The sequence below is a fragment of the Cryobacterium algoricola genome (genome assembly GCF_004402485.1).
Taxonomy (GTDB): domain Bacteria; phylum Actinomycetota; class Actinomycetes; order Actinomycetales; family Microbacteriaceae; genus Cryobacterium; species Cryobacterium algoricola.
In genome coordinates, this window is record NZ_SOFG01000019.1 from 1 (window position 1) to 26,665 (window position 26,665).

Below are 26,665 nucleotides of genomic sequence, written 5' to 3' on the forward strand. Positions count from 1 at the left end.
AGCCGGGCTGGCGGACCCGGCGGGCCGGGCGCCGCGGGCTCGGGCACCGGGCCGCGCACCGCCGCGAACGCCGGCCGGGTCGACGAGAACGCGCCCGTGGTCTCCTTCCCGTTCCACGTGCTCCCGTTCCGAGAGTTCACGGTCACCGGGGCGGGACGCGCGATCGCGCCCGACTACCTCGGCGTCGCGCTCGCCGAGCTCGCGACCCGGTACGGCGACGCCCTCCCGCCGGTGTACCTCACGAGCCTCGGAGCAAGCTTTCCCGACCAGGTCGACGGCCGCGGCGCCGTCGACGACCCGGCCAGGATCGACTACCTCGCCGAACACCTCGTCGCGGCGCTCAACGCCGTCGCCCCCGGCAAGCCGGCGGCGGCGGTGGATCTCCGCGGGGCCTTCGTCTGGTCGCTGCTCGACGGTTTCGAGTGGACCGCGGGATACACGCAGCGGTACGGCCTGGTGCGGGTCGACTTCGCGGACCCCGAGCGGAAGCGCACGCCGAAGTCCTCGTACCGCTGGCTGCAGCAGGTGCTCTCCGCCCGCTGACCCGCCCCGGGCATCCGTTCGGGGGAGGGTCAGGGGGTGCGGCGGCGGAGCGTGATCGAGCCGAGGACGACGGCACCCACGATCCAGGCCCCGATGATGAGCAGCTCGCCGCCGATGTACGCGGCGTCCTGCGAGTCGGAAGCGACCGCCTGGAGTGCGTCGATCGCGTGCGAGAGCGGCAGCCAGTCGCTGATGATGCGCAAGGTCTCCGGAAGCTGCTCGCGGGGGAGGAAGATGCCGCCGAGCAGGATCTGTGGGAACACGAGCGCGGGCATGAACTGCACGACCTGGAACTCGGTGCGCGCGAACGCGCTCGCGAGGAGCCCGAAGGTCGTGCCGAGCACCGCGTCTGCGACGGCGACCGCGAGCAGCAGCCAGACCGAACCGGCGATCGTGAGGCCGCACACCCAGACCGCGTACCCGACCGCGACGGCGGACTGAATCACCGCGAGCAGCCCGAACGCGAGGGTGTAGCCGAGGATGAAATCACCTTTTCCGAGCGGCATCGAGAGGAGCCGCTCGAGCGTTCCGGTGCGGCGCTCCCTCAGGGTCGTGATGCTCGTCACGAGGAACATCACGATGAACGGGAACAGTGCGATCATCGCCGGACCGATCCTGTCGAACACGGGCGTGTCGGCGAAGATCCAGGCGACCAGGCCGATCAGGAGGCTCGGCACCACGAGCAGCAGCACGATCGTGCGGGGGTCGTGCCGGATCTGGGTGAGCACCCGCCCCGCGGTCGCGAGCGTGCGGCGCGGGTTCACCGGGCACCGCCCGTGCTGGTCGGCCCGTCGACGCCGGGGCCAGCGTCGCCCGGCGACCGGTCTTCCGGTGACGGATGCCGACGGATCAGGCTCAGGAATGCCGCCTCGACGTCGTCGGTCGCGGTCGAGGCGAGCAAGCCGGCCGGGGTGTCGTCCGCGAGGATCTCGCCGTCCCGCATCAGGAGGAGCCGGTCACAGCGGCTCGCCTCGTCCATCACGTGGCTCGAGACGAGCAGGCTCGTCCCCGCGGCCGCGAGCCGGTGGAACAGCTCCCACAGCTCCACCCGGAGCACCGGATCGAGCCCGACGGTGGGTTCGTCGAGCACGAGCAGCTCGGGGGAGCCGAGCAGCGCACCCGCGAGCGACACCCGGCTGCGCTGGCCGCCGGAGAGTGACCCGGCGAGCTGGCCGGCATACCGTCCGAGGTCGGTCGCGTCGATGACCCGGTCGACGTCGCTTGCCGGTGCACCGAGCACCGCGCGGAAGTACTTCAGGTTCTGTCGCACGGTCAGGTCGTCGTAGACGCTCGCATCCTGGGTGACGTAGCCGACCCGGTTCCGGAGCGAGACGGAGCCGGCCGGGCGACCGAGCACCGTGACCTCCCCGGACTGGACGAGCTGGACGCCGACGATCGAGCGCATCAGGGTCGTCTTCCCGCATCCGCTCGGCCCGATCAGGCCAACGACCAGGCCGCGCGGCACGGTGAGGCTCAGGCCGTGCAGCACCGGATTCCTTCCGCGGCGCGCGTGCAGGTCCTTCACGAAGACGGCAGGTTCGGACACGAGGCTCATACCAAGAATTATTCGCCGGTCAGACCCGAATGGAGCCTGGGTAGAGGGTGTTTCTTGGAGTCTGGTGGGAAGCGCATGAGAGTGTCAGGCCGCATCGTTATGATGGCAGCAACGTTCGTACGCCGCCGCGGCCCGCTCGCTCGCCCCGCTGAAACACAAGGAGACGCTGCCATGGAATGGCTCATCCCGTTACTCATCGTTGTTGTGCTCGTCGTCATCGTCGGAATTTACTTCTGGGCGACATACAACACCCTCGTGACCCTCAAGGTGCGAGTGGACGAGGCCTGGAGCGACATCACGGTCCAGCTCAAGCGGCGGGCCGACCTGATCCCGAACCTGATCGAGACGGTCAAGGGCTACGCGGCACACGAGAAGGCCGTCTTCGAGAACGTCGCCAAGGCCCGCGCCGAATCGATCAGCGCGTCGACCCCCGCGGATGCCGCCGTCGCCGAGAACCACATGCAGTCGGCCCTGCGCAGCATCTTCGCGGTCGCGGAAGCGTACCCGCAGCTCCAGGCCAGCCAGAACTACCTGCAGCTGCAGGCCGAGCTCGTCGACACCGAGGACAAGATCCAGGCGTCGCGTCGCTTCTACAACGGCGGCGTCCGCGAGCTCAACACGAAGATCCAGGTCTTCCCGAACAACCTGATCGCGAAGAACCTCGGCTTCACCCAGCGCGACTTCTTCGAGGTCACCGACTCCGCAGCCATCGCGGAGCCGCCTCGCGTCCAGTTCTAGCGGCAGGCCCAGATGTACAGTGCGATCGCGCGGAACAAGCGCAACACGGTCTTCATCATCATCCTGTTCCTGGCGATCATCGCCGGGCTCGGCTGGATCGCGAACGCTGTCTACAGCCCCAAGGGCAGCTACGGCATCCTGATCCTGACGATCGTCGTCGCCGCCGGGTACGCCCTCGTGCAGTACTTCGCGGCCGGGCGCCAGGCGATCGCGATGAGCGGCGGGATCCGGGTAAACAGTAAGGCGGAGCATCCGCGGCTGTGGAACACCGTCGAGAACCTGTCGATCACAACCGGAACGCCGATGCCGGAGATCTACATCATCAACGACCCCGCGCCGAACGCGTTCGCGACCGGTCGCGACCCGCAGCATGCCATTGTCGCCGCGACGACGGGCCTTCTCACCATCATGGACGACTCCGAGCTCGAGGGTGTCATGGCCCACGAACTCGGGCACGTGCGCAACTACGACATCCGGGTGTCGATGATCGTGTTCGGCCTCGTCGTCGCGGTCGGTTTCATCTCGGACATGTTCCTGCGGATGGCGTTCTTCGGCCGCAGTAACAACAACAACGGCAACCCGGTCGTGATGGTCTTCGGCCTGGTCGCCATGATCGTGGCGCCGCTTGTCGCGAGCATGGTTCAGCTCGCCGTCTCGCGCCAGCGCGAGTACCTCGCCGACGCCACGAGTGCGCTGACCACGCGGCACCCGGACGCCCTCGCGAGCGCCCTCGCCAAGCTCGAGACCTACGCGCGCCCGATGCAGAAGCAGAACACGTCGATGGCGCACCTGTGGATCGCCAACCCGCTCAAGCCCGGCATGATGGCGAAGCTGTTCAGCACGCACCCGCCGATCGAGGACCGGATCGACCGCCTGCACGCCATGGGCAACATGTTCTGACGGCTTCGCGTCAGGCGAGGAGTGCGGCGAGGTCCTGCGCGAGCGTGCCCCGCTGCACGACCGTGATCTCGGTGAGCCCCTGCCAGAGGGCGGTCGCACGCAGCACCGGCGCGAGGCGTTCGGCGGTGTCGGCCGGGGCATCCGCTTCGGCCCACGCCGCCTGCACCCGCAGCACCCCGGCCTGCCGGTCGTTCTTGAGGTCGACCCGGCCGACGAGGGTGTCGCCGAGCAGGATCGGCAGCGAGTAGTACCCGAAGACCCGTTTCGGCTCGGGGGTGTAGATCTCGATGCGGTAGTGGAAGCCGAAGAGGCGGAGCGCCCTGGCCCGGTCCCAGACCACGGGGTCGAACGGCGAGAGCACCGCAGCGGCGTCCAGGGCCCGCGGCAGCCGGGCGTCCCGATGCAGCCAGGCAACGCCGGGACCGCCACCCGGGCCCCAGCCGGGCACCGTGACGGGGATCAGTTCGCCGGCGTCCTCGAGCTCATGGATCGCGGCGAGGGTCGCCGGCGTCTTCAGCCGGAAGTAGTCGGCGAAGTCCTTCGCCGTCCCGATGCCGTGCGCCCGCGCCGACCGGCGGACGAGCTCGCGGTGCGCGTCGTCCCGGCTCACCGTGCGCTCGAGCAGTTCACTGGGCAGCACCTGCTCCGGCAGCGCGTAGACCCGCTCGAACCGGCTGCGGCCCGCTGTGACGACGTCGCCCCAGCGGAACAGCGTCTCGAGGCCGCTCTTGACGTCCGACCAGCCCCACCACGGGCCGCTGCGCTTGTTCGCGTCGTGCTCGATCGCACTCGCCGGCAGCGGGCCCGTGGAGGCGAGCTCCGCGAGCAGCCAGTCCAGCATCGGCCGGTTGGACTGCGACCACGCGCCCGGCGTGCGCGCCGAACGTTCGCGGAAGTCGTCCATCCGCCAGGCGAACAGCGGCCGGCTCTCGAGCGGCACGAACGAGGCCTCGTGCGCCCAGTACTCGGTGTAGCGGGCCTGCTTGCCGACCGCGAAGGTCAGCCGGTCGAGTTGCGCCTTGTCGTAGGCGCCGAGCCGGCTGAAGGCCGGCAGATAGTGGCTGCGCTCGAAGACGTTGACCGAGTCGATCTGCAACAGGCCGAGCCTGCTGATCAGGGCGTGCAGCTGGCGGATGCCCGGAGCAGCCGGGGCGGGACGCCCGAATCCCTGGGCGGCCAGGGCCACGCGTCTGGCGAGTGCGGGGGAGAGGGACTGGACCATTCCTCGACCCTAGCGAGGACCGGGGACAGCGACCGCTTCCGATTGCCTAGACTGGTCCGATGACGGAATCCGCGGGTAGGCCGGGCTGGAGCGCACTCCTCACCGGGCGGCGTCGACGTGCCGCCCCGAGCGGCCGGGAACCCGGCAGCGGGCCCGGCACGGGGGCTCGTACCGCAGACGGAAACGCGGCCGGTGCGCGGGCCGGTGCGGCAGCGGCCGCCGCCGTGTCCGCGCCGCCGAACGGCGTCGACGAGAACGTGCCGCCCGGCATCCGTCTCGCCGGTGCCTGGTCGTGGCGACTCCTCGCCCTCTTCGCCGTCATCGCCGTGTTCCTGTTCCTCGTCGTCCAGCTCCGGCTCATCGTCATCCCGTTGCTCATCGCCGTGCTGGTCTCCTCGATCGTCGCGCCCTTCGTGGCCTTCCTCGTGCGGCACCGCTGGCCCAAGGGCCTGGCCATCGCCGTCGCGGTCCTCACCACGCTCCTCGTGCCCGCCGCCCTGATCACCCTCGCCGTGACCCAGCTCGCCGGCGGTCTCGCCGGCCTCAGCGACCGGCTCGCCGGTTCGTACGGAGACCTCAAGGCGCTGCTGCTCGCGTCGCCGCTGCATCTCACGGAACCGCAGATCAACGACTACCTGCAGCAGGCGCTCGCGGCGATCCAGGCCGACAGCCAGGTCTTCCTGAGCGGCGCGCTCTCGCTCGGCACCTCACTCGGCCACGGCCTCACCGGGCTTCTGCTCGCGCTCTTCAGCCTGCTCTTCCTCCTGATCGACGGCCCCGGAATCTGGGCCTGGATCGTGCGGATCTTCCCCCGGCGGGCACGCGCGGCGATCGACGGCGCCGGGCAGGCCGGCTGGACCACCTTAGGCAACTTCGCGAAGGTGCAGATCCTGGTCGCGTCGATCGACGCCTTCGGGATCGGGCTCGGCGCCTTCCTGCTCGGGGTCCCGCTCGCGATCCCGATCGGCGTGCTCGTCTTCCTCGGCTCCTTCATCCCGATCGTGGGCGCCGTCGCGACCGGTGCCGTCGCCGTCGTGATCGCACTGCTGTTCAATTCGTGGCCGATCGCCCTCGCCATGCTCGGCGTCGTACTCCTGGTCCAGCAGGTCGAGGGCCACGTCCTGCAGCCGCTCATCATGGGAACTGCCGTCAAGGTGCATCCGCTCGCTGTGGTGCTCGTCGTCGCTGCGGGGTCGCTGCTCGCCGGGATCCCCGGAGCGCTCTTCGCGGTTCCGGTCGCGGCCGTGCTCAATGTCATGATCAACTACATTCAGGGCGGCAGCTGGCGTGCCGACCTCCCTGAGCTTCCGCGCGGTACCGGTTCGCCGCTCTGGCGGACCGTGCCGCAACGACCCGGCTTCACCAGGACCAGAAGAAACCCGTCAGCCACGACCACTACCGAAGGCATCTCATGACCAACCTGTCTCTCGTCGGGCCGAGCCTCGCCGAGTTCGAAGCCGCCCGCGCCGTGGTGTCCCAGGTCGCCGCCGTGACCCCGATGGAGAGCTCACGCTACCTGAGCGCGGTCCTCGGCGCCGAGGTACACCTCAAGTGCGAGAACCTGCAGCGCACCGGCTCGTACAAGATCCGGGGGGCGTACAACCGCCTCTCGAAGCTCACCGACGAGGAGAAGGAACGCGGCGTCGTCGCTGCCTCGGCGGGGAACCACGCCCAGGGCGTCGCGTTCGCCGCCCGCGAGCTGGGGATCAAGGCCACGATCTTCATGCCCGTCGGCGTCGCCCTGCCGAAGCTCCAGGCCACCAGGGACTACGGTGCGCACGTCATCCTCCGGGGCAGCACGGTCGCCGAGCCGCTGCTCGCCGCCGCCGCGTACGCCGCCGAGACCGGTGCGATCCTGATCCCGCCGTTCGACCACGCGGACGTGATCGCCGGCCAGGGCACGCTGGGCCTCGAGATCCTCGACCAGGTCCCCGACCTGCACACCGTGATCGTCCCGATCGGCGGTGGCGGACTCATCTCCGGCGTCGCGAGCGCGCTGAAGCAGAAGGCACTCCTCGACGGCCGCACGATCCGGATCATCGGCGTGCAGGCCGCCAACGCTGCCGCCTACCCGCCCTCCCTCGAGGCGGGGAAGGCGATCGAGGTGCCGATCCTGCCGACGATCGCAGACGGCATCGCTGTCGCCAAGCCGGGGCTGCTCAACTTCGAGATCATCCGGGACGTGGTCGACGAGATCGTCACCGTCACCGAGGACGACACCGCTCGCGCGCTGCTCGTGCTCCTCGAACGCGCCAAGCTCGTCGTCGAGCCGGCCGGAGCCGTCGCGGTCGCCGCGATCCTCGCCGGCAAGGTCACGGCGGACGGATCGACGGTGGCCATCCTCAGCGGGGGCAATATCGACCCGCTGCTGATGCAGCGTGTCATCAGTCACGGCCTCGCGGCATCCGGCCGGTACCTCACCCTGCGCATCATGCTGCCGGACCGTCCCGGACAGCTCGCGCGCATCTCCGAACTGCTCGCGGAGGCCCACGCCAACGTCGTCGAGGTGCTGCACACCCGGCACGGCGTCGGACTGCAGATCAGCGAGGTCGAGCTCAACGTCAGCGTCGAGACCCGCGGGCCGGACCACCGTCAGCACGTCGTCGACGTGCTCACCTCGGCCGGGTACGACCCCCAGATCGACTAGCGGTCTCGCCGCGGTCGCAGCGGATGCTGCTAGTTGCCGCCCCAGGTTTCGACCGCGAAGATCTCCACGGCGATTTCCTTGCCGTTCGGGGTCGTGTAGCTCGTCTTCGATCCGACCTTGAGGCCGATGATCGCGGCGCCGAGCGGGCTCTGCTCGCTGTAGACGTCGAGGTCGCTGTCGCCGGCGATCTCGCGGCTGCCGATCAGGAAGCGCTCCTCGTCACCGGCGATGGTGGCGGTGATCACGGTTCCGGGCTCGACGACGCCCTTGCTCTCGGGCGCGTGGCCCACCTCGGCGTTGCGGAGCAGCACGACGAGCGTGCGGATGCGCGCCTCCTGCTTGCCCTGTTCGTCCTTCGCCGCGTGGTACCCCGAGTTCTCCTTGAGGTCACCCTCTTCACGCGCGGATTCGATCTTCTTCGCGATCTCGATACGACCCACGGTGCTGAGAGCCTCCAGCTCGGAGGCGAGGCGGTCGTACGCCTCCTGTGTCAGCCAGGTGACGGTGGTTTCTGTAGTCATGGGTGGATCTCCTCCTCATGCTCGAGTCATGCGTGTAGTGCCGGATATGCGTGATCGTGCGGTGTCGTGTGCGTGCTTCCGGGCGGATCGCGGCAGGAAAACAACGCTCGCCCCGGCGAAGAACGTCGGGGCGAATACGTCAGTCTAGGTCAGCCAGCAGCGGTAAATCAATCCGGTGGTGGCCGGCTCGCTCGTCAGCAGCTGCTCCGTGAAGGTACGTGAATACTGGTCACTCGGCGGCAGGTCGATCACCTTCCACCCTACGACCGCGAAGCTCTGGTTGAGCGCCTCGACCGCGCAACTCGCCGATGCCCCGACCGGAATCGACGCCTCGAAGGTGACGGTCACGTTCCGCCCGTCCTGAACGACGTTGCGGATGTCCCTGGTTTCGAGCAGGGGCTGGGAGCCGCCCAGCCCGGCCCAGACGACCCACCCCACCAGGACGACGGCGAACACTCCGGACGTGATCCACAGGGACCGGCGGTCGCGCAGACGCCGGTTCGGGGCGCGGCCGTACCGGGAATCCAGGGTGCCCTCGCTGCGGGTACCGCTGTCGACGTTCCTGCTGCCGGTCACTCAGACTCCACACTCACGGTTCAACGATTAGTCTTGTCCCTAGGTTATCCGCCATTTCTGAGGAGTTCGATGACACTGCGCCTCCTGGCCGTTCATGCCCATCCCGACGACGAGTCGAGCAAGGGGGCAGCGAGCTACGCGTACTACCGGAGCCGTGGGGCCGAGGTCATGGTGGTGAGCTGCACGGGCGGAGAGGGCGGCAGCATCCTCAACGAGGCTCTGGCCGACAATGCCATGGCCCAGCGTGACATGGCCGGCCTGCGCCGGCTGGAGATGCGCCAGGCGCAACTGGCCCTCGGCATCGAGCACCGCTGGCTCGGATATCAGGATTCCGGCATGAACGAGGACGGTTCGGTCCCGGCTAATTCCTTCTCGACCATCGACCTCGAGTTCTCCGCGGAACCCCTCGTGCGGATCATCCGCGAATTCAGGCCACAGGTGCTGATCACGTACGACGAGAACGGCGGGTATCCGCACCCGGACCACATCCGCTGCCACGAGGTCTCGATGGAGGCCTACCGCGCCGCCGCCGACCCCGCCCGCTACCCGGACGACGGCGAGCCCTGGCAGATCGACAAGCTCTATTACGACCGCATCTTCAACCTCGAGCGGATCGACGCCCTCTTCCTCCTGCTCAGCGTCAAGGAACCCGAGTCGCCGCTGCTCGAACCACTCGGCGAAGCCCGGGACTGGATGAAGAACTACCCGGACCTGGCCACGACCCACGTTCCGGTCGGCGACTTCCTGGAGGCACGGGACGCGGCACTGCGTGCCCACGCGAGCCAGGTTTCCCCCACGAGCAGCTTCTTCTTCTGGCCGAATGACCTCATCCGTGAGGCGTGGCCGTACGAGGACTTCCAGCTCGTCGAATCGAAAGTTGACACGGTCATGCCTGAATCAGATCTGTTCGCCGGTATCCAGGACGAGGCATGAACGCCGTGTTCCCACTCTTCACCGACGCCGTGACGGGCTTCGTGCTCGCCAACACGCCGCCGCCCGAATTCAACCCCGACACCGTCACGCCGGGCCCCGCCGGCTTCCTGGCGATCCTGTTCGTCGTGCTCGCCGTCGTGGCGCTCGGTTTCGACCTGGTCCGCCGCATCCGCCGCACGACGTATCGCGCGGAGATCGCCGAGCGCCTGCAGGCCGAGCTCGCGGCGAAGAACGCGGCAGAGGCATCCGTCGCCGAGGGAACCGAGCACCCCCAGGCGTAGCCCCACGGGCAGGCCTCAGGGGTAGAGCGGATGCGTGGCGATGATCAGGATCGCCGCCCAGTGGCAGAGGAACGCGACCACGGTCAGGCTGTGGAAGATCTCGTGGAACCCGAAGACCCCGGGAAACGGGTTGGGCTTCTTGAGGGCGTAGATGACGGCGCCGACCGAGTAGCACAGGCCGCCGATCATGATGAGCGTCATCATCGCGGCGTTCGCCTGGAAGAAGTCGACGATGAACATCAGTGAGCCCCAGCCGAGCAGCAGGTACAACGGCACGTAGAGCCAGCGCGGGGCGGTGATCCAGAACACCCGGAAGGCGATGCCGAGAAGCGCGCCGCCCCAGACGAGGGAAAGCAGGAGCACCGACTTCGACGGCGGCAGCGCGAGCACCGTGATGGGCGTATACGAGCCGGCGATCAGCAGGAAGATGTTCGCGTGGTCGATGCGCTTGAAGACGAGTTTCGTGCGCGGCTTCCAGTTGATGCGGTGGTACAGCGCCGAGTTGCCGAACAGGAGCAGGGAGCTGATCACGAAGACGAGGCAGCTCCACTTCGCGGCCGGGCCCTGGGCGAGGGACAGCAGCACGATCCCCGCGACGATGGTGACCGGGAAGGTACCGGCGTGGATCCAGCCACGCCAGGTCGGCTTGAGGTCCTCGGGCCGGGGCGCCTCCGCCTCGAGCAGCGGCAGCTGGGCGATGAACTCGTCGCCCTGCTCCGCCGAAGGCTGTCCTGCTGTTGCGTTGTCCCCGGTGCTGCTCTCTGCGGCCATGCAGCCAGAATACGACAGCGAACATGCCGGAAGAAGCACGGGCTGTCCGAGTGGGCTAGCGTAAATACGTGCAGAAGAGGCAGGTCCCCTTGGCGCGCGACATCCTCTACCGGTTGTACGAGCGTCGACTTCGGCGCGGGCTGACGCCGGAGAACCTGCCGCGCCACGTCGCGATGATCATCGACGGCAACCGCCGCTGGGCCCGGCAGCTCGGACTCGAGTCCGCCGCACACGGCCACCGCGCCGGCGCGGCGAAGATGCGGGAGTTCCTGCGCTGGTGCGACGACCTCGGCATCTCGGTCGTCACTCTCTACCTGCTCTCCTCGGACAACCTCACCAACCGCCCGAGCGAGGAACTCGCCGAACTCACCAAGATCATCGCCAAGCTCGCCGAGGAGCTCTCGCGCCAGCGCACCTGGCGCGTCCAGCAGGTCGGCACGAAGAAGGGCCTGCCCGAGCCGCTGATCGCGGCGCTCTGCGACGCGGAGACCCGCACCGCCGGCAAGACGGGGATGCACATCAACCTCGCGGTCGGCTACGGCGGACGCACCGAGATCACCGACGCGATGCGCAGCATCGTCGCGGCGCACCTCGAGAACGGGCACACTCTCGCGGACCTCGCCGAGACGCTCACCCCCGAGCTCATCGGCCAGCACCTGTACACGGGTGGTCAGCCGGATCCCGACCTCGTGATCCGCACCTCAGGTGAACAGCGGATCAGCGACTTCATGCTCTGGCAGAGCGCCCACAGCGAGTTCTACTTCGTCGAGGCGCTCGGACCGGACCTCCGCCAGGTCGACTTCCTGCGCGCCCTGCGCGATTTCGCCAAACGCCACCGCCGTTTCGGAAGCTAGGAGACCGGATGACCGAGATCGATGCCTATGCCGCGGGATTCGTCGAAGAGCCCGGCTACCTCGACTACGGCCGCGTCGGACCGCTCTCGGCGACGGTGCTGGCCGAGAGCCTCGGCCAGACCGAGATTCTGTCCCGGGCCCGGTTCGGCAGCCTCGACCACCTCGTCCAGCAGGACGAGCGGATGCGCGAGGCCGTTGCGGCCGTGACCGGTTTCCGGGCCGATCAGGTGGTCTGCGAGCCGAACACCACGACGGGCATTATGCAGGCCATGTTCGGCCTGACCGGTGGCGTCCTGCTCTCGCCCGGCGATTTCCCCACCGTGCCGTACGCGGCCGTGCGGGCCGCGGAGGCGCTGCGCGTCGTGACCCCGATCTGGCTCAAGACCGAACACGGCAGGGTGACCCCCGGCGAGATCCGCGAACAGCTCACGCCCGCGACGGTCGCCGTCGCCGTCTGTCTCGTCGACTCCCGGACCGGGTTCCGGGTCGACCTCGACGGCATCCGCCAGGTGATCGGCGACCGTCTGCTGATCGTGGACGCGATCCAGGGCTTCGGAGTCACCGACGCGGCATACGAGATGGCGGATGTCGTCGCATCCGGTGGTCAGAAATGGGTGCGCTCGGGCTGGGGCACCGGTTTCCTGGCGCTGAGCGACCGCGCGGTCGAAAGGCTCGTCCCGGTCTTCTCGGGCTTCGCGGGCACGGACGTCGCCGAGCCGTGGGACGAGGTGCTGCCGCCGAGCCAGAGCGCCCGCGCATTCCGCGTCAGCAATGGAGACCCCATCGCGCAGGCGCGCTTCTCCGCCGCCCTCGAGGAAATTACCGTGACGGGCATTCATCACATCGAGGCCGCGGTCGCGGACAACGTCTCGCAGCTGATCGACCTCGCAGACGAGTACGCCGTGCCCGTCGTGTCGCCGCGCGACGAACGGGAACGGGCGGGGATCCTCGTGCTCGAGCCCAACCCCGCCCAGCTGAATACGCTCACGATCGCCCTGCACAACCACGGGATCACGGCGACGACCCGCGACGGCCGGGTGCGGCTCAGCGCCCACGCCGTGCTGAGCGTCGACACGGTGGACATGCTGCGCGGGGCATTCACGTCGTATGCGACGGCCGCCATTTACTGAGTCCCAGATGCCGTGCCCATTAACGTCTGGTGACAATGTGTGTGTCGCACTTCCGATATCCGGCCAGGGTAAGTAGCGTCGTGCTCATCAGGTACGGCGCCTGATCGAGACGGCCACATAAGTACGGCTCGAGAACCCCCGTGGCCAGCTCGCCAACACAATCCGCGCCTCTCGGGGCACGGGGTGGGAGTGGTTGTGACCGCTAATCAAACCGACTATCTGGGTTCGAACCAGACGGCTTCCGACACCAAGCAAACCGAGCGCACCTTTGTGCTGGACACCTCGGTGCTCCTGTCGGATCCCAAGGCGATCTTCCGGTTCGCCGAGCATGCCATCGTGCTTCCGGTTGTCGTGATCGCCGAACTCGAATCCAAGCGCAACGACCCGGAGATCGGGTACTTCGCCCGGCAGGCACTGCGGCTCCTGGACGAACTGCGGGTGAAGCATGAACGGCTCGACTTCCCGATCCCGGTCGGGGAGGGTGGCAGCCTGCGTGTCGAGCTGAACCACTCCAACATGTCGGTACTCCCCTCCGGCCTGCAACTCGGCGACAACGACTCGAGGATCCTCGCGGTCGCGATGAACCTCGCCAACGACGGTCTCGCCGTCACGGTCGTCTCCAAGGACCTGCCGTTGCGGGTCAAGGCCGCGTCGATCGGCCTGCTCGCCGACGAGTACCGCCACGAGCTCGCCGTCGATTCCGGCTGGACGGGGATGGACGAGATCACGCTCGGGTCCAACCAGATCAGCGAGCTGTACGACAACGAGGTGCTGAACACCCGTCTGGTGCAGGACATGCCGATCAACACCGGCCTCGTCGTCCACTCCGACCGCGGCTCGGCGCTTGGCCGGGTCACCGGCAAGGGCGAGATGCGGCTCGTGCGCGGCGACCGGGACCTGTTCGGTCTCAAGGGGCGCTCCGCGGAGCAGCGCCTCGCGATCGACCTGCTGCTCGACCCCGAGATCGGGATCCTCTCCCTGGGAGGGCGAGCGGGGACGGGGAAGTCGGCGCTCGCGCTCTGCGCGGGACTCGAGGCCGTGCTCGAACGCCAGCAGCACCGCAAGATCATGGTGTTCCGCCCGCTCTACGCGGTCGGCGGCCAGGAACTCGGCTACCTGCCCGGTGACGCGGGCGAGAAGATGAGCCCGTGGGCACAGGCGGTCTTCGACACCCTCGGCGCTCTCGTGTCCGAGAACGTGCTCGAGGAGGTGCTGGAGCGCGGGATCCTCGAGGTGCTGCCGCTGACGCACATCCGCGGCCGGTCGCTGCACGACGCGTTCGTGATCGTGGACGAGGCGCAGTCGCTCGAGCGCAACGTGCTGCTCACTGTGCTCAGCCGGATCGGGCAGAACTCGCGGGTGGTCCTCACCCACGACGTCGCGCAGCGGGACAATCTCCGGGTCGGCCGCTTCGACGGCGTCGCGTCCGTGATCGAGACGCTCAAGGGACATCCGCTGTTCGCCCACATGACGCTGACCCGCTCGGAGCGCAGCGCGATCGCCGCGCTCGTCACCGAGATGCTCGAGGGCAACGACCCGAACTAGCCCCCACCATCCGGCGACGGTGCCCTTTCCGGTCGAGAGTGACCCGCGGAAAGGGCACCCTCGACCGGAAAGGTAGGGGGACGGGGTGGGCTAGGCGGTGCGCGCGGGCGGACGCGTCATGCTGAGAAGGTCCAGGGCGGTGTCGAGCTGGGCCAGGGTGACCTCGCCGCGCTCCACGAAGCCGAGGTCGATGACGGCCTGGCGCACCGGAACGCCGTGTGCGACGGCGTGCTTGGCGACCTTTGCTGCGGCCTCGTAACCGATCACCCGGTTGAGCGGCGTCACGATCGCGGGAGAGGAGCCGGCGAGGGCCTTCGCCCGGTCGAGGTTGGCCTCGAGCCCGTCGATGGTCTTGTCCGCGAGCACGCGGGTGGCGTTCGAGAGCAGCCGGATCGACTCGAGCAGCGCGGTGCCCATCACGGGGATGGCCACGTTGAGCTCGAACGAGCCGGAGGCGCCGGACCAGGCCACGGTCGCGTCGTTGCCGATCACCCGCGAGCAGACCATCAGCACCGCCTCGGGGATGACCGGGTTGACCTTGCCGGGCATGATCGAGGAGCCGGGCTGCAGGTCGGGGATCTGCAGCTCGCCGAAGCCCGTGTTGGGGCCTGAGCCCATCCAGCGCAGGTCGTTGCAGATCTTGGTGAGGCTGACGGCGATCGTGCGCAGGGCGCCGGATGCGTCGACGAGGCCGTCCCGGTTGGCCTGCGCCTCGAAGTGGTCGCGCGCCTCCGTCACGGGCAGCTCGGTCTCGGCCACCAGGAGCTCGATGACGAGCTGGGGGAAGCCGGCGGGGGTGTTGATGCCGGTGCCGACGGCGGTGCCGCCCAGGGGCACCTCGGCGACGCGGGGGAGGGCGCTGCGGATGCGCTCGATGCCGAGGCGCATCTGGCGGGCGTAGCCGCCGAACTCCTGGCCGAGGGTGACCGGGGTCGCGTCCATCAGGTGGGTGCGACCCGCCTTGACGGCGTCGGCCCAGAGCACGGACTTCGCTTCCAGCGCGACGGCGAGGTGGTCGAGCCCGGGGATGAGGTCGTCGATGAGTGCGCTCGTGACGGCGAGGTGCACGGATGTCGGGAAGACGTCGTTCGAGGACTGCGAGGCGTTGACGTGGTCGTTCGGGTGCACCGGGCGGCCGAGGGTGCGGGTTGCGAGGGTCGCGAGAACCTCGTTCATGTTCATGTTCGAGGAGGTGCCGCTGCCGGTCTGGTAGACGTCGATCGGGAACTGGTCGTCGTAGAGACCGGTGATGACCTCGTCTGCTGCACCGGCGATCGCCTCGGCGATGTCGCCGTCGAGCACCCCGAGCTGCGCGTTGGCGAGGGCCGCCGACTTCTTGATGCGGGCGAGGGCCGAGATCTGCGCGGGTTCGAGGACGGAACCGGAGATCGGGAAGTTCTCAACGGCTCGCTGGGTCTGGGCGCCGTAGAGGGCGTCGAGCGGAACCTGCACCTCGCCCATGGTGTCGTGTTCGATTCGGTAGCCGGCATCTGCGGTTTTTTCCACCACTGTGTGTAAGACCTTTCGATTGTGAGACGGTACTGCCTGGCTCGGTGGGCCAGACGATTCAGACGTTTCCGACGACGACGTCGGGAACGGCCCGGCCTTCGAGCAGTCGGTAGTTGGCGCCGACGATAGCCAATGTACCTGCTGCGACGGCGTCGCTGATCACCTCGGACTGTTCCAGGAGCTCGGTCACGGTGTCGCGCAGGTGTTCCCTGCCCACCCTGAGCGCATCGATGCTCCCGGGGTCGGTCAGTGTCGCATCCGTTGCCGCGACCACGCGGTGCACGGCGGGCACGATCTTGTCGATGATGCGGCCGATGTGCGCGGGCAGGGGCATCGCGTCCGGCGCCTGCGCGTCGACGGCGGCCTGGACCGCGCCGCAGCCGTCGTGGCCGAGCACGAGGATGAGCGGAACCTTGAGCACGGCGACCGCGTACTCGAGGGAACCCAGCACCGAATCGGAAATGACCTGGCCGGCATTGCGCACGACGAAGAGGTCGCCGAGGCCCATGTCGAAGATGATCTCCGCCGCGAGGCGGGAATCGCTGCAGCCGAAAACCGCGGCGGCGGGGGTTTGCGCGGTTGCGAGCTCGGTGCGACGGTCGACGTCCTGGCGCGGATGCTGCGGCTCGCCATCCACGAACCGCTGGTTGCCGCGCTGCAGCCTGCTCCAGACCGCAGCGGGGCCCACCGCGTCGCCGGGTGCGGCAGCCTGGCTGATGAACACGTCTTTTCCTTGCCCGTTCACTGGGTCACCACCGGTCCGTTGGAGCTGATCTGAGGGGCGATCGCGGTTGCGAGTGCCGCGAATTCGTCGTCGTCGGCTGTTCCGACGAGCAGGTAGCTGCTCGTTCCCGCGCTCGTCACGAGGGCGTAGACGAAGTTGCCGCGGTCCTTCTCGGCCGCAGGGTTGCGGTAGACGTCCCAGGTGACGCCGCCGAGTGTGAGCGTCTCCGATGCGGGGGCGTCGTTCAGCTGCTGGCCGATCCAGGTCGGATTGGCGCCGAGAGCCTGGGTGAGGCCGATGAACTCGTTGCGCGGGGTCAGCAAGCCGATGTACCAGGACGGGATCTTGTCGGTGCCGCCGACACGCCATTGCGCGGCGTTCGCCCGCCAGCCATCCGGGAGAGCGGGAACCACGAGGGGCTCATCGATCCCGACCTGCACCTGGCTTGCGACGGCGGCGAAGTCGACGGTGCGGTCGACGGGCCCGTCGCTGCGGGGAACGAGGAGCACGAGCACGAAGACGGCGCCGAGCGTGGCGAGCAGGGACAGGACGAGGTTGTTGACGGTCTTGCGCGATCGGTAGTTCCGCGAGTTCGTCGCCAGGCGGTCGGCCGTCTCCTGGGCGGTCTCCGGCCGGCCGAGCTCGGCCACGACCCGGGGTGGCCGCTTCGCGGTGCTCATTCGGCGCTGGGGCCGGTCGAGGGAGAGGCGGAGTCCAGCTGGCGCGCGCGGGCGGCGTCAAGGCGTGCCTTGGCTCCGATCAGCCATTCCTCGCAGCGCTGGGCCAGTTCTTCGCCGCGTTCCCAGAGGGCGAGGGACTCTTCGAGGGTTGACGAGCCCTGCTCGAGGGCGCTCACGACCCGGACGAGTTCGTCCCTGGCCTGCTCGTAGCTCAGGGTGGCGATGTCGGCGGGAGCGGTCATGGCGTCCATTCTATTGAGTCCTGTCTGTCGTGTTCGGCTCTGTCGCCGGGTCTGCGGCGGGGCCGGCGGTGGCCGCGAGAGTCCCGCTGCCGAGCGTGATCCTGAGCCGGGTGCCGTCCGGAGCGTCGGCGGCGGCGCGCAGCACGTGGCCGTCCGGCACCTGCACGATCGCGTAGCCGCGGTCGAGGGTGCCCTGCGGGGAGAGTGTGCGGAGCCTCGACCGGAGCTCGACGATGACACCGGCGGATGCCTCGACGACGCGTTCCACGAGCTCCGTCCCTCGGGCCACGTAGCGGGTGAGGTCTTCGGCACGGGAATCGACGATCCAGGCCGTGGTGCTGAGCACGGGGCGTGACCGGAGCTGGCCGATCCGGTCGACCTCGGTCGCGAGGATTCCGGTGAGCCGGGTACTCAACCGGGCCCTGGCCTGCTGCACGCGGTTGAGCTCGTCAGAGACGTCGGGGACGACGCGCTTGGCGGCATCCGTCGGGGTCGATGCCCGGAGGTCGGCGACCTCGTCTAGCAGGGGCCGGTCGGCCTCGTGGCCGATCGCGCTGACCAGGGGGGTGTGGCAGGCCGCTGCGGCGCGGAGTACGCGTTCGTCGCTGAAGCCGAGCAGGTTCTGGAAGTCGCCGCCGCCGCGGGCGACGATGATGACGTCGACGTCGGGGTCGGCGTCGAGACGCTGGATCGCCGCGACGACCTCGGCAACGGACCGGTCGCCCTGCATGGCCGCGTATGCGAGGTGGAAATCGACAGCGGGCCAGCGCAACTGGGCATTGCGGATGACGTCCTTCTCGGCGTCGGAGTCCTTGCCGGTGACCAGGCCGATGCAGTGAGGGAGGAAGGGGAGCGGCTTTTTGCGGGAGGCAGCGAAGAGCCCTTCGGCGGCGAGCTGCTTGCGGAGACGCTCCAGGCGTTCGAGCATGTCGCCGAGGCCGACGTGACGCAGGTCGAAGACCTGCATGGTGAGCGTGCCGCCCTTGACCCAGTAGTTCGGCTTGACCAGGGCGATGACCCGGTCGCCCTGCTTGAACTCGTCGCTCAGCCGGGCCTTGACGGAGGACCACACGGTGAAGCCCACGGTGGCGTCCTCGCTGAGGTCCTTGAGCTTGCCGTAGACATTGCCGCCGCTGACGCCCCACTGGGTGATCTCGCCCTCGACCCACGCCGTGCCGAGCCGTTCGATGTACCCGCGGATCTTGTTCGCGAGCAGTGCGACGGGCCAGGGGGCCTCGAGGGTGGGTGGTGCATCGGTCATGAATCGTTCCTCCCACGGCCTGTCCAGTCACGCACCCATAGAATGAGCCGGTGACTATCAGCTCGGATTCAAGCGTTATCGGCCTCGGCATGCCCCGGATTCCCCGGGCACGCAACGTCCTCAAGGATACCCCGGTGGATGGGCCGAAACGGGTGCTGCTCGCGGCACCGCGCGGCTACTGCGCGGGCGTCGACCGCGCCGTGATCGCCGTCGAGAAGGCCCTCGAGCTCTACGGCGCCCCCGTCTATGTGCGCAAGCAGATCGTGCACAACGTGCACGTCGTCTCCGAACTGGAGAAGCAGGGCGCCATCTTCGTCGACGAGGTTGACGAAGTTCCCCGCGGCTCGCACCTCGTGTTCAGCGCCCACGGAGTGTCTCCGGCTGTCGTCAACGCGGCCGCGGCGCGCGGGCTGCGGGCCATTGACGCGACCTGCCCGCTCGTCACCAAGGTGCACCGCGAGGCCGTGCGCTTCGCGCGCGATGATTTCGAGATCCTGCTGATCGGCCACGAAGGCCACGAAGAGGTCGAGGGCACGGCCGGGGAAGCCCCCGAGCACACGACCCTCGTCGGCAGCCCGGACGAGGCGGACACGATCGTGGTGCGCAACCCGGAGAAGGTCGTCTGGCTGTCGCAGACCACCCTCAGCGTCGACGAGACGATGGAGACCGTGAGCCGGCTGCGTGCCCGGTTCCCGCTGCTCCAGGATCCGCCGAGCGACGACATCTGCTACGCCACCCAGAACCGTCAGGTGGCGATCAAGAAGATCGCCGAGGCCTCCGACCTCGTGCTCGTGGTCGGTTCGGCGAACTCGTCCAATTCCGTGCGCCTCGTTGAGGTCGCCCTCGAATACGGCGCCCGCGCCGCCTACCGGGTCGACTTCGCGAGCGAGGTCAAGCAGGAGTGGCTCGACGGCGTCGCGACGGTCGGAGTGACGAGCGGGGCATCCGTGCCCGAGGAACTCGTGACCGAGCTTCTGCGCGACCTCGCCGGTGCCGGCTTCGGCGACGTGCAGGAAGTGAAGACCGCGGAGGAGGACCTGCTCTTCTCGCTTCCGAAGGAACTGCGGAAGGACCTTGCGGGCAACAACGACGCACGGGCCCTCGGTGGGCGCGTGACGCGGACCGAATAGCGCCGATGCGGGTGGGGCGCCGTTCGGGCGCTCCCACGCGGATGCCTAGGGCTGGCTGTAGAAGTTGATCAGCGTCGGGTCTGTCGTCACGACAACCATCATGAATGCGAAGATCACCACGAACGCGATCACGGCGCCGATCAACGGAACGTAGAACGCCCGCTTGCCGCGAGTGAGGAGCAGAATCGATGCGGCGGCGGTGAGCAGCCAGAGGATCGCTTCGGTGATGCCACCCGCCGCGACGAGCCCGGCGACGGAGGAGTCCGGCACATAGGTGCCGAGGTGGGACTGGGTGTACAGCATCTGGATCGCGTCGGGAAGTGCGTTGAGCACCCCGATCGACAGGAAGGTCGCGGCGAGGCCGAGTACAAGCAGGCCGAGGGTGACCCGCCGGTCCCAGACGGGCACGGCGGGCTTCGACGGCCCGGTCAGAGTCCCGAGCGTCGGCGAGGAGTTCGGCTCGCCGGTTGGTGACCGCGGTGACGTGATGCCCGGGTCCCAGCTCCACCCCTCAGGGGCCAGTTCCCCGTAACGGGGCTGGGGCCGGGGGTCCCGGCGGGGGCTTTCAGGGACGTTATCGCTGGGCACGGGGGTCGTTACGTTCACTTGTTTCACTCTTTTTGATTAGGAACAGATGATGTGCCGGGGTGGAATCGTATGAGTCCACCCCGGTGATGCATTCAGTCCTGCGTTGGGCCGGAGATCAGCTCTCCGAGTGTCCAGCGGAACCGAGCTGCTGGGTGGCTTCGACGACGCGGGCGGCCATGGCCGTCTCGGCGACCTTGCCCCAGGCGCGCGGGTCATACAGCTTCTTGTTGCCGACTTCGCCGTCGATCTTGAGCACGCCGTCGTAGTTCTTCAGCATGTAGCCGGCGACGGCGCGCGTGAACGCGTACTGCGTGTCGGTGTCGATGTTCATCTTGACGACGCCGTTGGCGACGGCTTCGGCGATCTCGTCGGCGGTCGAGCCGGACCCGCCGTGGAAGACCAGGTCGAGCGGCTTCGGGCCGGTGCCGTACTTGGCGGCGAGGCCGTCCTGGATCTCCTTGAGCAGCTCCGGGCGCAGCTTGACGTTGCCGGGCTTGTAGACGCCGTGCACGTTGCCGAAGGTCAGCGCGGCCATGTAGCGGCCGTCTTCGCCGAGGCCCAGGGCGTCGATCATGGCGCTCGCGTCGGCGAGGGTCGTGTACAGGTTCTCGTTGATGTCGCCCTCGACACCGTCTTCTTCGCCGCCGACGGCGCCGATCTCGACCTCGAGGATCGCGTTGATGTTCTTGGTGCGCTTGAGGATGTCCTTCGCGATGACGAGGTTCTCGGCGAGCGGGATGGCGGAACCGTCCCACATGTGCGACTGGAAGATCGGGTTGCGCCCGGCCTTGACTTCAGCCTCGGAAGCGGCGATGAGGGGGAGGACGAAGTCGTCCAGGGCGCCCTTGGGGCAGTGGTCCGTGTGCAGGGCAACGGTAACGGGGTAATTGTCGGCGACGGACTGCACGAAGTGAGCCATGGCGAGCGCACCGGATGCGCGGTTCTTGACCGTGTGGCCGGCGAAATAATCGGCGCCACCGGTGGTGACCTGGATGATGCCGTCGGAGCCGGCTTCAGTCAGGCCCTGCAGGACGGCATTAATGCTCTGGGAAGACGCAACGTTGAACGCCGGGTAAGCGAAACCCTGGGTCTTGGCTTTGTTGAGCATCTCTGCATACTGGTCTGGGGTTGCGATGGGCATGTTTCAGCGTCTCCTCGGTTGTACAGATTCGGTCTTCCCATCCTACCGATGGCGGCTGGATGGCTGGACGGGAAACATCAGCCGTTCCCGCTGGGCGGGCGCTAGGCTCTTAAACGGCAGCGCTGGGAAACCGGCGCCGGCCCAAAGCTGGGCCTCGCCACTGCCGCACTCTTCGTCCGGGAAGGACCATCTGTGAACAGCCCCGAAATCGCCCCCAATTTCACCCACCCTGACCGGAACCTGGCCATGGAGCTGGTGCGTGCGACCGAAGCCGCGGCTATTCGCGCGGTGCCGTTCATCGGTCGCGGAGACAAGAACGCCGCCGACAAGGCCGCCGTCGACGCGATGCGGGTCTTCCTCGGTACCGTCAACTTCGACGGAGTCATCGTCATCGGCGAGGGCGAGAAGGACAAGGCTCCGATGCTCTTCAACGGCGAGCACGTCGGGAACGGCACCGGTCCGGCCTGCGACATCGCCGTGGACCCCATCGACGGAACGAGCCTCACTGCCGAGGGTCGCCAGAACGCGCTTTCCGTGATCGCCGTGTCGTCCCGCGGCACGATGCTCGATGCCTCCTCGGTGTTCTACATGGACAAGATCGTCACGGGAGCCGCCGGATTCGGCGTCGTGCACCTCGACCAGCCGATCGGTGACAACCTGCGTGCCCTGTCCCAGGCCACCGGCAAGCCCATCGGCGAGATGGTCGTGGCCGTGCTCAACCGTCCGCGCCACGAGGGCCTGATCGACGCGATCCGGAGCGCCGGAGCGGGAACGCGTCTCATGTCCGACGGCGACGTCGCCGGCGGTATCAACGCGGCCCGCTACGGCACGCGGATCGACATGTGCGTCGGTATCGGTGGCAGCCCGGAGGGCATCACGACGGCGTGCGCGCTCAAGGCGCTCGGCGGGTTCATGCAGGGCCGACTCGCCCCCAAGGACGACGCCGAACGCGCCAGGGCCATCGCGGCCGGCCTCGACGTCGACAAGGTGCTCGACCTCGACGACATGGTGTCGGGCGACAACACCTTCTTCGTCGCCACCGGCGTGACCGACGGCGGCCTCGTGGACGGCGTGCGCCGCAAGGGTCCGATCATCCGCACCGAGAGCATCGTCATGCGCGGCAAGTCGGGTACCGTCCGCCGCGTCGTGGCCGACCACCTCGCCGCCAAGTGGCTGTAGCCCGCGCGCACTGACCGCACCCTGACATCACCCCGCGTCTCCGCACGCGAGAATCGCCGTTCCTGCCCAGCCATCCCGTTTCCCGGGAGACACTCGGTCGGAACGGCGATTGTCGTGCGGCACACTGCCGTGGGGCGCCGAGTCAGTCGGCGCGCTGGGCGGATGCTTCGAGCTCGTCCGCCGCGAGTCCCGCGGCTTCCAGCTCGGTCACGAACTCCCAGGCGACGAGTTCCCGCGGGGACTCCTCGATGCCGGTCAGCGGGGCGAGTACCTTGGATTCGTCGAGGGCGTTGAGCTTGCGCGCCGTCGGCAGGACCTGGCGTTCCATCGACCCGACGAAACCGTTGTAGTCCTTGACGGTGCGCTCGATGGAGCGCCCGAGCTTCTCGATGTGGGTGGCGGTGACGGCCAGCCGGGCGTAGAGCTCACGGCTGAGGTCGAAGAGCAGTTTCGCGTCGTGGGTGAGCACGTCTTGTTGCCAGGTGAACGCGACGGTCTTGAGTACCGACCAGAGCGTCACGGGGGAGGCGAGAGCGACCCGTTTCGAGAAGGCGAACTCCATGATCGAGGGGTCGGCTTCGAGCGCGGACGACACGAGCGACTCGCTCGGGATGAACGCGATCACGATCTCCGGGGACGCCTCGAGGCCTTGCCAGTACGCCTTGCTGCCGAGGGCGGTGATGTGGTCGCGCACGGCTTTGACGTGGGCGCCCAGGAGCGCCGTGCGCCGGGCGCCCTCGGCTCCGGTGGCCGTCGCCGGAATCTGGCTCGCCTCGAGGAATGCGGTGAACGGCACCTTGGCGTCTACGGCGATGTGCTTGCCCCCGGGCAGGTGCACGACCATGTCGGGCCGGCCGGCCCCCGCGTCGGAGCTGATGCTCGACTGCACGTCGAAATCGACGCGCTCGATGAGTCCGGCGGCCTCGACCACGCTGCGCAGCTGGGTCTCTCCCCAGACGCCGCGGGTGTTGTTGGCGCGCAGGGCCGAGGCGAGTGATTCGGCGGTACTGCGCAGGCGCTCCTCTGATTCGGTGGCGCTGCGGAGCTGCTGGCTCAGTTCCCCGTGCTGCAGGCTGCGCTGGGCCTCGAGTTCGGAGACTTTGAGCTTCATGTCGTGCAGGCTTTCGCGCACGGGGGCGAGGGCCTGGAGGACCTTGCTCTCCCGCTGTTCGCGTTCGGTGCGGGCGGCCGCCTCCTCGCGGTGCCGTTCGTCGAACTCGCGCGCCCGGCGCTGCGCCTCGGCGAGCTGCTCGCGGAGGGCATCCGTCGTGGCCTGCACCGACGCGAGTTCTTCGCGCAGGATGGCGGCCACCGCGGCGTCGGCGGACCGCAGCTCGGCGAGGTCGACCTGGTGTCGGGCTTCGAGAACCGCGGGATCGACGACGTATGTACCAGCACCGGAGGTGGCCGCGCCGGACCGGGCGGCGCGGCGTTGCAGCACGATGACCGTGCAGAGGGCGCCGAGTAGCCCACCGAGGACAATGCCGAGAAGAAGTGTGAGCCAGGGATCCATATTTCAACTCTGCCAGCGGCCACCGACACTCAGCGTGCAGGCCCCTGGAGAGTCGCGGGTCAGGCTTCGAGCGTGAGCGCCTGAGCGAGCATCTCCGGGTCGTTCCGGGTGGTCCGGGACACGACGAGGTGCTCCCGGTTGATGCGTTGGGCGAAGAACCCGAGGTAGGGCAGCTGGATGATCGTCGTGAGGCCACCCTGCCAGGCGGTGACGAGCGCGGGGATCACTCGGTTCTCCGGCAGGGCGCCGAGCGGCGCCGGCATCGTCGTGCGCCACATTCCATAGGCTTCGTCGTCGATGCCGGAGTTCCAGAAGTCCGAGGGCCAGGTCGACGTCGAGGTCGCCGCCCAGAGTTGCTCGTCGGTAAGGGTGTCCAGGAGGTGCCGGGTCTCTTCGTCTGGCACGCGCATCGCGGGGTCGGCCGCGTCGAAGTGGGTCCAGGCCCGCCGCCACTCGGCCAGCCAGCGCTGCACGGCGGCGTCGAGGTCGAGGTCGGCCGGGCGGCGGGAGGTGCCCGGGTCCGGTTCGGAATCCAGGCGGGGGACGCTGTCGATGTCGAGGTGCCAGGCGCTGCGCACGAAGAGCAGGAAGGTCAGGGGCGACCAGCACTCCTCGACGTTGATCTGCATGTCCTGGGGCCAGGGGCTCTGCGGCAGCTCTTCGGAGTTCATGACGGCGGCTGTATCGATTCGCGGCTAGTTCAGCGCCATCGGCCCGTGGACCGCGGCTTTCGCTGCGACGGCGACCGGTCCGATGGCTCCGACCGAGACCTTGGTGATCCGGGCCAGGTCTTCGACGGTGTCCGCGCCGTGCCGCTTCGCCGCGTGGATGATGATGGCGGCGCAGGCCTCGGCGTCGGCGAGGGCGTCGTGGTGGGCGAAGTCCTCGAAGCCCGCGGCCATGGCTGCGACCGGGAGCCGGTAGGAATCCAGGTGGTAGGTGCGGCGGGCGACCTGCAGGCTGCACACGTAGCTGAAGTCGGGCACCGGGAGTCCGGCGACCGTTGAGGCGGTCTTGATGACTCCGAGGTCGAAGCCGGCGTTGTGGGCGACGAGGGTGTCACCGTCGGCGAAGGCGACCAGCGCGGGGAGCTGCTGGGCCCAGGTCGGGGCGCCGAAGACATCCGCCGGGTAGATGCCGTGGATCTTGATGTTCCACTTCAGGAACTCGTCGTGCCCGGGTGCGGGCTGGATGAACCAGCCGACCCGGTCCGTCACGACCCCGTCTCGCACCTTCACAAGCCCGACCGAACACGCGGACGCGCTTGAGGAGTTGGCGGTTTCGAAGTCGATGGCGGTGAAGTTGAGGGGCACCCCTTCATGCTCTCACGCGCCACCGACAGGCCCGGCGGGGCCCGCCCGGTACGATGGACTCTCGTGGCTCTTACTATTGCAATCGTCGGACTGCCCAATGTCGGCAAGTCCACCCTCTTCAACGCGTTGACCAAGAACAACGTGCTCGCGGCGAACTACCCGTTCGCCACGATCGAGCCGAACGTGGGGATCGTGAACCTGCCGGATTCCCGGCTCGCCGCGCTCGCCACGATCTTCGGCAGCGAACGCCTTCTCCCGGCACCGGTGTCCTTCGTCGACATCGCCGGCATCGTGCGTGGCGCGAGCGAAGGAGAGGGCCTCGGCAACAAGTTCCTCGCGAACATCCGTGAAGCGGATGCGATCGCCCAGGTCATCCGCGGATTCGCCGACCCAGACGTCGTGCACGTCGACGGCGCCGTGAACCCGGCCGGCGACATGGAGACCATCAACACCGAGTTGATCCTCGCCGACCTGCAGACCCTCGAGAAGGCCATCAGCCGGTTCGAGAAAGAGGTCAAGGGCCGCAAGATGCCCCCGATCGTGCTCGAGACCGCGCTCAAGGCGCAGGCCGTGCTCGACGCCGGCCAGCCGCTGTCGTCCGCGAAGCTCGACATCGAGCCGATCCGCGAACTCGGCCTCCTCACTGCGAAGCCCTTCATCTACGTTTTCAACGTCGACGAGACCGTGCTGCAGGACGCCGAGAAGCTTGCCGTGCTCGCCGCCCTCGTCGCGCCCGCAAATGCTGTGTTCCTCGACGCCAAGCTCGAATCCGAGCTCAGCGAGCTCGATGCGGCCGACGCCGCGGAGATGCTCGCCTCGACCGGTCAGGCCGAGAGCGGTCTCGACCAGCTCGCCCGGATCGGCTTCGACACCCTCGGCCTGCAGACCTACCTGACCGCAGGCCCCAAGGAGACCCGCGCCTGGACGATCCACAAGGGCTGGACCGCCCCGCAGGCCGCCGGCGTGATCCACACCGACTTCCAGAAGGGCTTCATCAAGGCGGAAGTCTTCTCCTTCGACGACCTGATCGCCGCCGGCTCCATCGCAGAGGCCCGCGCCAAGGGCAAGGCCCGCATCGAGGGCAAGGAATACGTCATGCAGGACGGCGACGTCGTTGAATTCAGGTTCAATGTCTGATCGAACCCGCGAATAGCGGTTTTGATCAGTTT

At 68.3% G+C, this 26,665-nt stretch carries 29 protein-coding genes; 13 read left to right on the plus strand and 16 right to left on the minus strand.

The window, feature by feature from the left end; genetic code table 11:
- A partial coding sequence (locus E3O44_RS14415; RefSeq protein ID WP_134535482.1) for a family 1 glycosylhydrolase occupies positions 1-543 on the plus strand: 543 nt, incomplete at its 5' end.
- A gap of 29 nt (positions 544-572) precedes the next feature.
- On the opposite strand, the gene E3O44_RS14420 is transcribed toward E3O44_RS14415, so the two are convergent.
- Positions 573-1,307, minus strand: a complete 735-nt coding sequence (locus tag E3O44_RS14420) for an ABC transporter permease (protein WP_134535483.1) — start codon at positions 1,305-1,307, stop codon at positions 573-575.
- On the minus strand, positions 1,304-2,098 hold the full coding sequence (locus E3O44_RS14425) for an ABC transporter ATP-binding protein (protein ID WP_134535484.1): 795 nt from the start codon (positions 2,096-2,098) through the stop codon (positions 1,304-1,306). The genes E3O44_RS14420 and E3O44_RS14425 overlap by 4 nt, the downstream gene beginning before the upstream one ends.
- A 171-nt stretch (positions 2,099-2,269) precedes the next feature.
- Here E3O44_RS14425 and E3O44_RS14430 point away from each other — a divergent pair, with 171 nt between their 5' ends.
- Together E3O44_RS14430 and E3O44_RS14435 are read left to right on the plus strand one after the other, a co-directional pair.
- Positions 2,270-2,836 carry a LemA family protein gene (locus E3O44_RS14430; RefSeq protein ID WP_134535485.1) on the plus strand — a complete coding sequence of 189 codons (567 nt, stop codon included), beginning with the start codon at positions 2,270-2,272 and terminating at the stop codon, positions 2,834-2,836.
- Between the two features lie 12 nt (positions 2,837-2,848).
- Complete coding sequence (locus E3O44_RS14435) at positions 2,849-3,736, plus strand: M48 family metalloprotease (RefSeq protein ID WP_134535486.1); 888 nt, start codon at positions 2,849-2,851, stop codon at positions 3,734-3,736.
- 10 nt (positions 3,737-3,746) lie between these two features.
- Here E3O44_RS14435 and E3O44_RS14440 read toward each other — a convergent pair whose 3' ends face one another.
- On the minus strand, positions 3,747-4,958 hold the full coding sequence (locus E3O44_RS14440; protein ID WP_134535487.1) for a winged helix-turn-helix domain-containing protein: 1,212 nt from the start codon (positions 4,956-4,958) through the stop codon (positions 3,747-3,749).
- A gap of 59 nt (positions 4,959-5,017) precedes the next feature.
- Here E3O44_RS14440 and E3O44_RS14445 point away from each other — a divergent pair, with 59 nt between their 5' ends.
- Both E3O44_RS14445 and ilvA read left to right on the plus strand, forming a co-directional pair.
- Positions 5,018-6,373, plus strand: coding sequence for an AI-2E family transporter (locus E3O44_RS14445; protein WP_134535488.1), 1,356 nt, complete (start codon positions 5,018-5,020; stop codon positions 6,371-6,373).
- Positions 6,370-7,605: a threonine ammonia-lyase gene (gene ilvA, locus E3O44_RS14450; protein ID WP_134535489.1), complete on the plus strand. Its 1,236-nt coding sequence runs from the start codon at positions 6,370-6,372 to the stop codon at positions 7,603-7,605. Before E3O44_RS14445 ends, ilvA begins: the two co-directional genes overlap by 4 nt.
- A 29-nt stretch (positions 7,606-7,634) precedes the next feature.
- Here ilvA and greA read toward each other — a convergent pair whose 3' ends face one another.
- Together greA and E3O44_RS14460 are read right to left on the minus strand one after the other, a co-directional pair.
- Positions 7,635-8,126: a transcription elongation factor GreA gene (gene greA / locus E3O44_RS14455; protein ID WP_134535490.1), complete on the minus strand. Its 492-nt coding sequence runs from the start codon at positions 8,124-8,126 to the stop codon at positions 7,635-7,637.
- Between the two features lie 144 nt (positions 8,127-8,270).
- On the minus strand, positions 8,271-8,702 hold the full coding sequence (locus E3O44_RS14460; protein WP_134535491.1) for a DUF4307 domain-containing protein: 432 nt from the start codon (positions 8,700-8,702) through the stop codon (positions 8,271-8,273).
- Positions 8,703-8,771: 69 nt separating this feature from the next.
- Here E3O44_RS14460 and mca point away from each other — a divergent pair, with 69 nt between their 5' ends.
- Both mca and E3O44_RS14470 read left to right on the plus strand, forming a co-directional pair.
- Positions 8,772-9,635, plus strand: a complete 864-nt coding sequence (gene mca, locus E3O44_RS14465; RefSeq protein ID WP_174775086.1) for a mycothiol conjugate amidase Mca — start codon at positions 8,772-8,774, stop codon at positions 9,633-9,635.
- The gene (locus E3O44_RS14470) at positions 9,632-9,916 is read left to right on the plus strand and encodes a hypothetical protein (protein ID WP_134535492.1); all 285 of its coding nucleotides are present in this window, start codon (positions 9,632-9,634) and stop codon (positions 9,914-9,916) included. Before mca ends, E3O44_RS14470 begins: the two co-directional genes overlap by 4 nt.
- 15 nt (positions 9,917-9,931) lie before the next feature.
- Here E3O44_RS14470 and trhA read toward each other — a convergent pair whose 3' ends face one another.
- A complete protein-coding gene (gene trhA, locus E3O44_RS14475) occupies positions 9,932-10,687 on the minus strand; it encodes a PAQR family membrane homeostasis protein TrhA (protein WP_134535493.1) in 756 nt (251 codons plus the stop codon).
- A gap of 68 nt (positions 10,688-10,755) precedes the next feature.
- On the opposite strand from trhA, the gene E3O44_RS14480 reads away from it, so the two are divergent.
- From E3O44_RS14480 to E3O44_RS14490, 3 genes are all read left to right on the plus strand, one after another.
- The gene (locus E3O44_RS14480; protein WP_134535494.1) at positions 10,756-11,541 is read left to right on the plus strand and encodes an isoprenyl transferase; all 786 of its coding nucleotides are present in this window, start codon (positions 10,756-10,758) and stop codon (positions 11,539-11,541) included.
- Positions 11,542-11,549: 8 nt separating this feature from the next.
- Complete coding sequence (locus E3O44_RS14485; RefSeq protein WP_134535495.1) at positions 11,550-12,671, plus strand: aminotransferase class V-fold PLP-dependent enzyme; 1,122 nt, start codon at positions 11,550-11,552, stop codon at positions 12,669-12,671.
- Between the two features lie 195 nt (positions 12,672-12,866).
- Entirely contained in the window at positions 12,867-14,216 is a 1,350-nt protein-coding gene (locus tag E3O44_RS14490) for a PhoH family protein (RefSeq protein ID WP_420897932.1), read from the plus strand.
- A 90-nt stretch (positions 14,217-14,306) separates the two neighbouring features.
- Here the strand turns inward: E3O44_RS14490 and E3O44_RS14495 are convergent, their stop codons facing one another.
- From E3O44_RS14495 to xseA, 5 genes are all read right to left on the minus strand, one after another.
- Positions 14,307-15,722 carry a class II fumarate hydratase gene (locus tag E3O44_RS14495; RefSeq protein ID WP_420897933.1) on the minus strand — a complete coding sequence of 472 codons (1,416 nt, stop codon included), beginning with the start codon at positions 15,720-15,722 and terminating at the stop codon, positions 14,307-14,309.
- A gap of 61 nt (positions 15,723-15,783) precedes the next feature.
- Positions 15,784-16,449 (minus strand): carbonic anhydrase, encoded by a 666-nt coding sequence (locus tag E3O44_RS14500; protein WP_277612636.1) that lies wholly within the window; start codon positions 16,447-16,449, stop codon positions 15,784-15,786.
- Positions 16,450-16,466: 17 nt separating this feature from the next.
- Positions 16,467-17,129 (minus strand): DUF4245 domain-containing protein, encoded by a 663-nt coding sequence (locus E3O44_RS14505; RefSeq protein WP_134535497.1) that lies wholly within the window; start codon positions 17,127-17,129, stop codon positions 16,467-16,469.
- Positions 17,126-17,371 carry an exodeoxyribonuclease VII small subunit gene (locus E3O44_RS14510; protein ID WP_420897934.1) on the minus strand — a complete coding sequence of 82 codons (246 nt, stop codon included), beginning with the start codon at positions 17,369-17,371 and terminating at the stop codon, positions 17,126-17,128. The genes E3O44_RS14505 and E3O44_RS14510 overlap by 4 nt, the downstream gene beginning before the upstream one ends.
- Positions 17,372-17,381: 10 nt before the next feature.
- Positions 17,382-18,632 carry an exodeoxyribonuclease VII large subunit gene (gene xseA / locus E3O44_RS14515; RefSeq protein ID WP_134535499.1) on the minus strand — a complete coding sequence of 417 codons (1,251 nt, stop codon included), beginning with the start codon at positions 18,630-18,632 and terminating at the stop codon, positions 17,382-17,384.
- Between the two features lie 89 nt (positions 18,633-18,721).
- On the opposite strand from xseA, the gene E3O44_RS14520 reads away from it, so the two are divergent.
- A complete protein-coding gene (locus E3O44_RS14520) occupies positions 18,722-19,762 on the plus strand; it encodes a 4-hydroxy-3-methylbut-2-enyl diphosphate reductase (RefSeq protein ID WP_134535584.1) in 1,041 nt (346 codons plus the stop codon).
- Between the two features lie 45 nt (positions 19,763-19,807).
- Here the strand turns inward: E3O44_RS14520 and E3O44_RS14525 are convergent, their stop codons facing one another.
- Both E3O44_RS14525 and fbaA read right to left on the minus strand, forming a co-directional pair.
- On the minus strand, positions 19,808-20,368 hold the full coding sequence (locus E3O44_RS14525; RefSeq protein ID WP_134535500.1) for a DUF6264 family protein: 561 nt from the start codon (positions 20,366-20,368) through the stop codon (positions 19,808-19,810).
- 97 nt (positions 20,369-20,465) lie between these two features.
- Positions 20,466-21,491 (minus strand): class II fructose-bisphosphate aldolase, encoded by a 1,026-nt coding sequence (gene fbaA, locus E3O44_RS14530; protein ID WP_134449498.1) that lies wholly within the window; start codon positions 21,489-21,491, stop codon positions 20,466-20,468.
- Between the two features lie 246 nt (positions 21,492-21,737).
- Here fbaA and glpX point away from each other — a divergent pair, with 246 nt between their 5' ends.
- Positions 21,738-22,670: a class II fructose-bisphosphatase gene (glpX, locus tag E3O44_RS14535; protein ID WP_134449619.1), complete on the plus strand. Its 933-nt coding sequence runs from the start codon at positions 21,738-21,740 to the stop codon at positions 22,668-22,670.
- Positions 22,671-22,812: 142 nt separating this feature from the next.
- Here glpX and E3O44_RS14540 read toward each other — a convergent pair whose 3' ends face one another.
- Genes E3O44_RS14540 through E3O44_RS14550 form a run of 3 tightly spaced genes read right to left on the minus strand, consistent with a single transcriptional unit; the run spans position 22,813 to position 25,496 of the window.
- Entirely contained in the window at positions 22,813-24,183 is a 1,371-nt protein-coding gene (locus E3O44_RS14540) for a DNA recombination protein RmuC (protein WP_134535501.1), read from the minus strand.
- Positions 24,184-24,242: 59 nt separating this feature from the next.
- A complete protein-coding gene (locus tag E3O44_RS14545; protein WP_134535502.1) occupies positions 24,243-24,854 on the minus strand; it encodes a hypothetical protein in 612 nt (203 codons plus the stop codon).
- A 24-nt stretch (positions 24,855-24,878) separates the two neighbouring features.
- Complete coding sequence (locus tag E3O44_RS14550) at positions 24,879-25,496, minus strand: exonuclease domain-containing protein (protein ID WP_134535503.1); 618 nt, start codon at positions 25,494-25,496, stop codon at positions 24,879-24,881.
- Positions 25,497-25,559: 63 nt separating this feature from the next.
- Here E3O44_RS14550 and ychF point away from each other — a divergent pair, with 63 nt between their 5' ends.
- Entirely contained in the window at positions 25,560-26,633 is a 1,074-nt protein-coding gene (ychF, locus tag E3O44_RS14555; RefSeq protein ID WP_134535504.1) for a redox-regulated ATPase YchF, read from the plus strand.
- Positions 26,634-26,665: the final 32 nt, after the last annotated feature.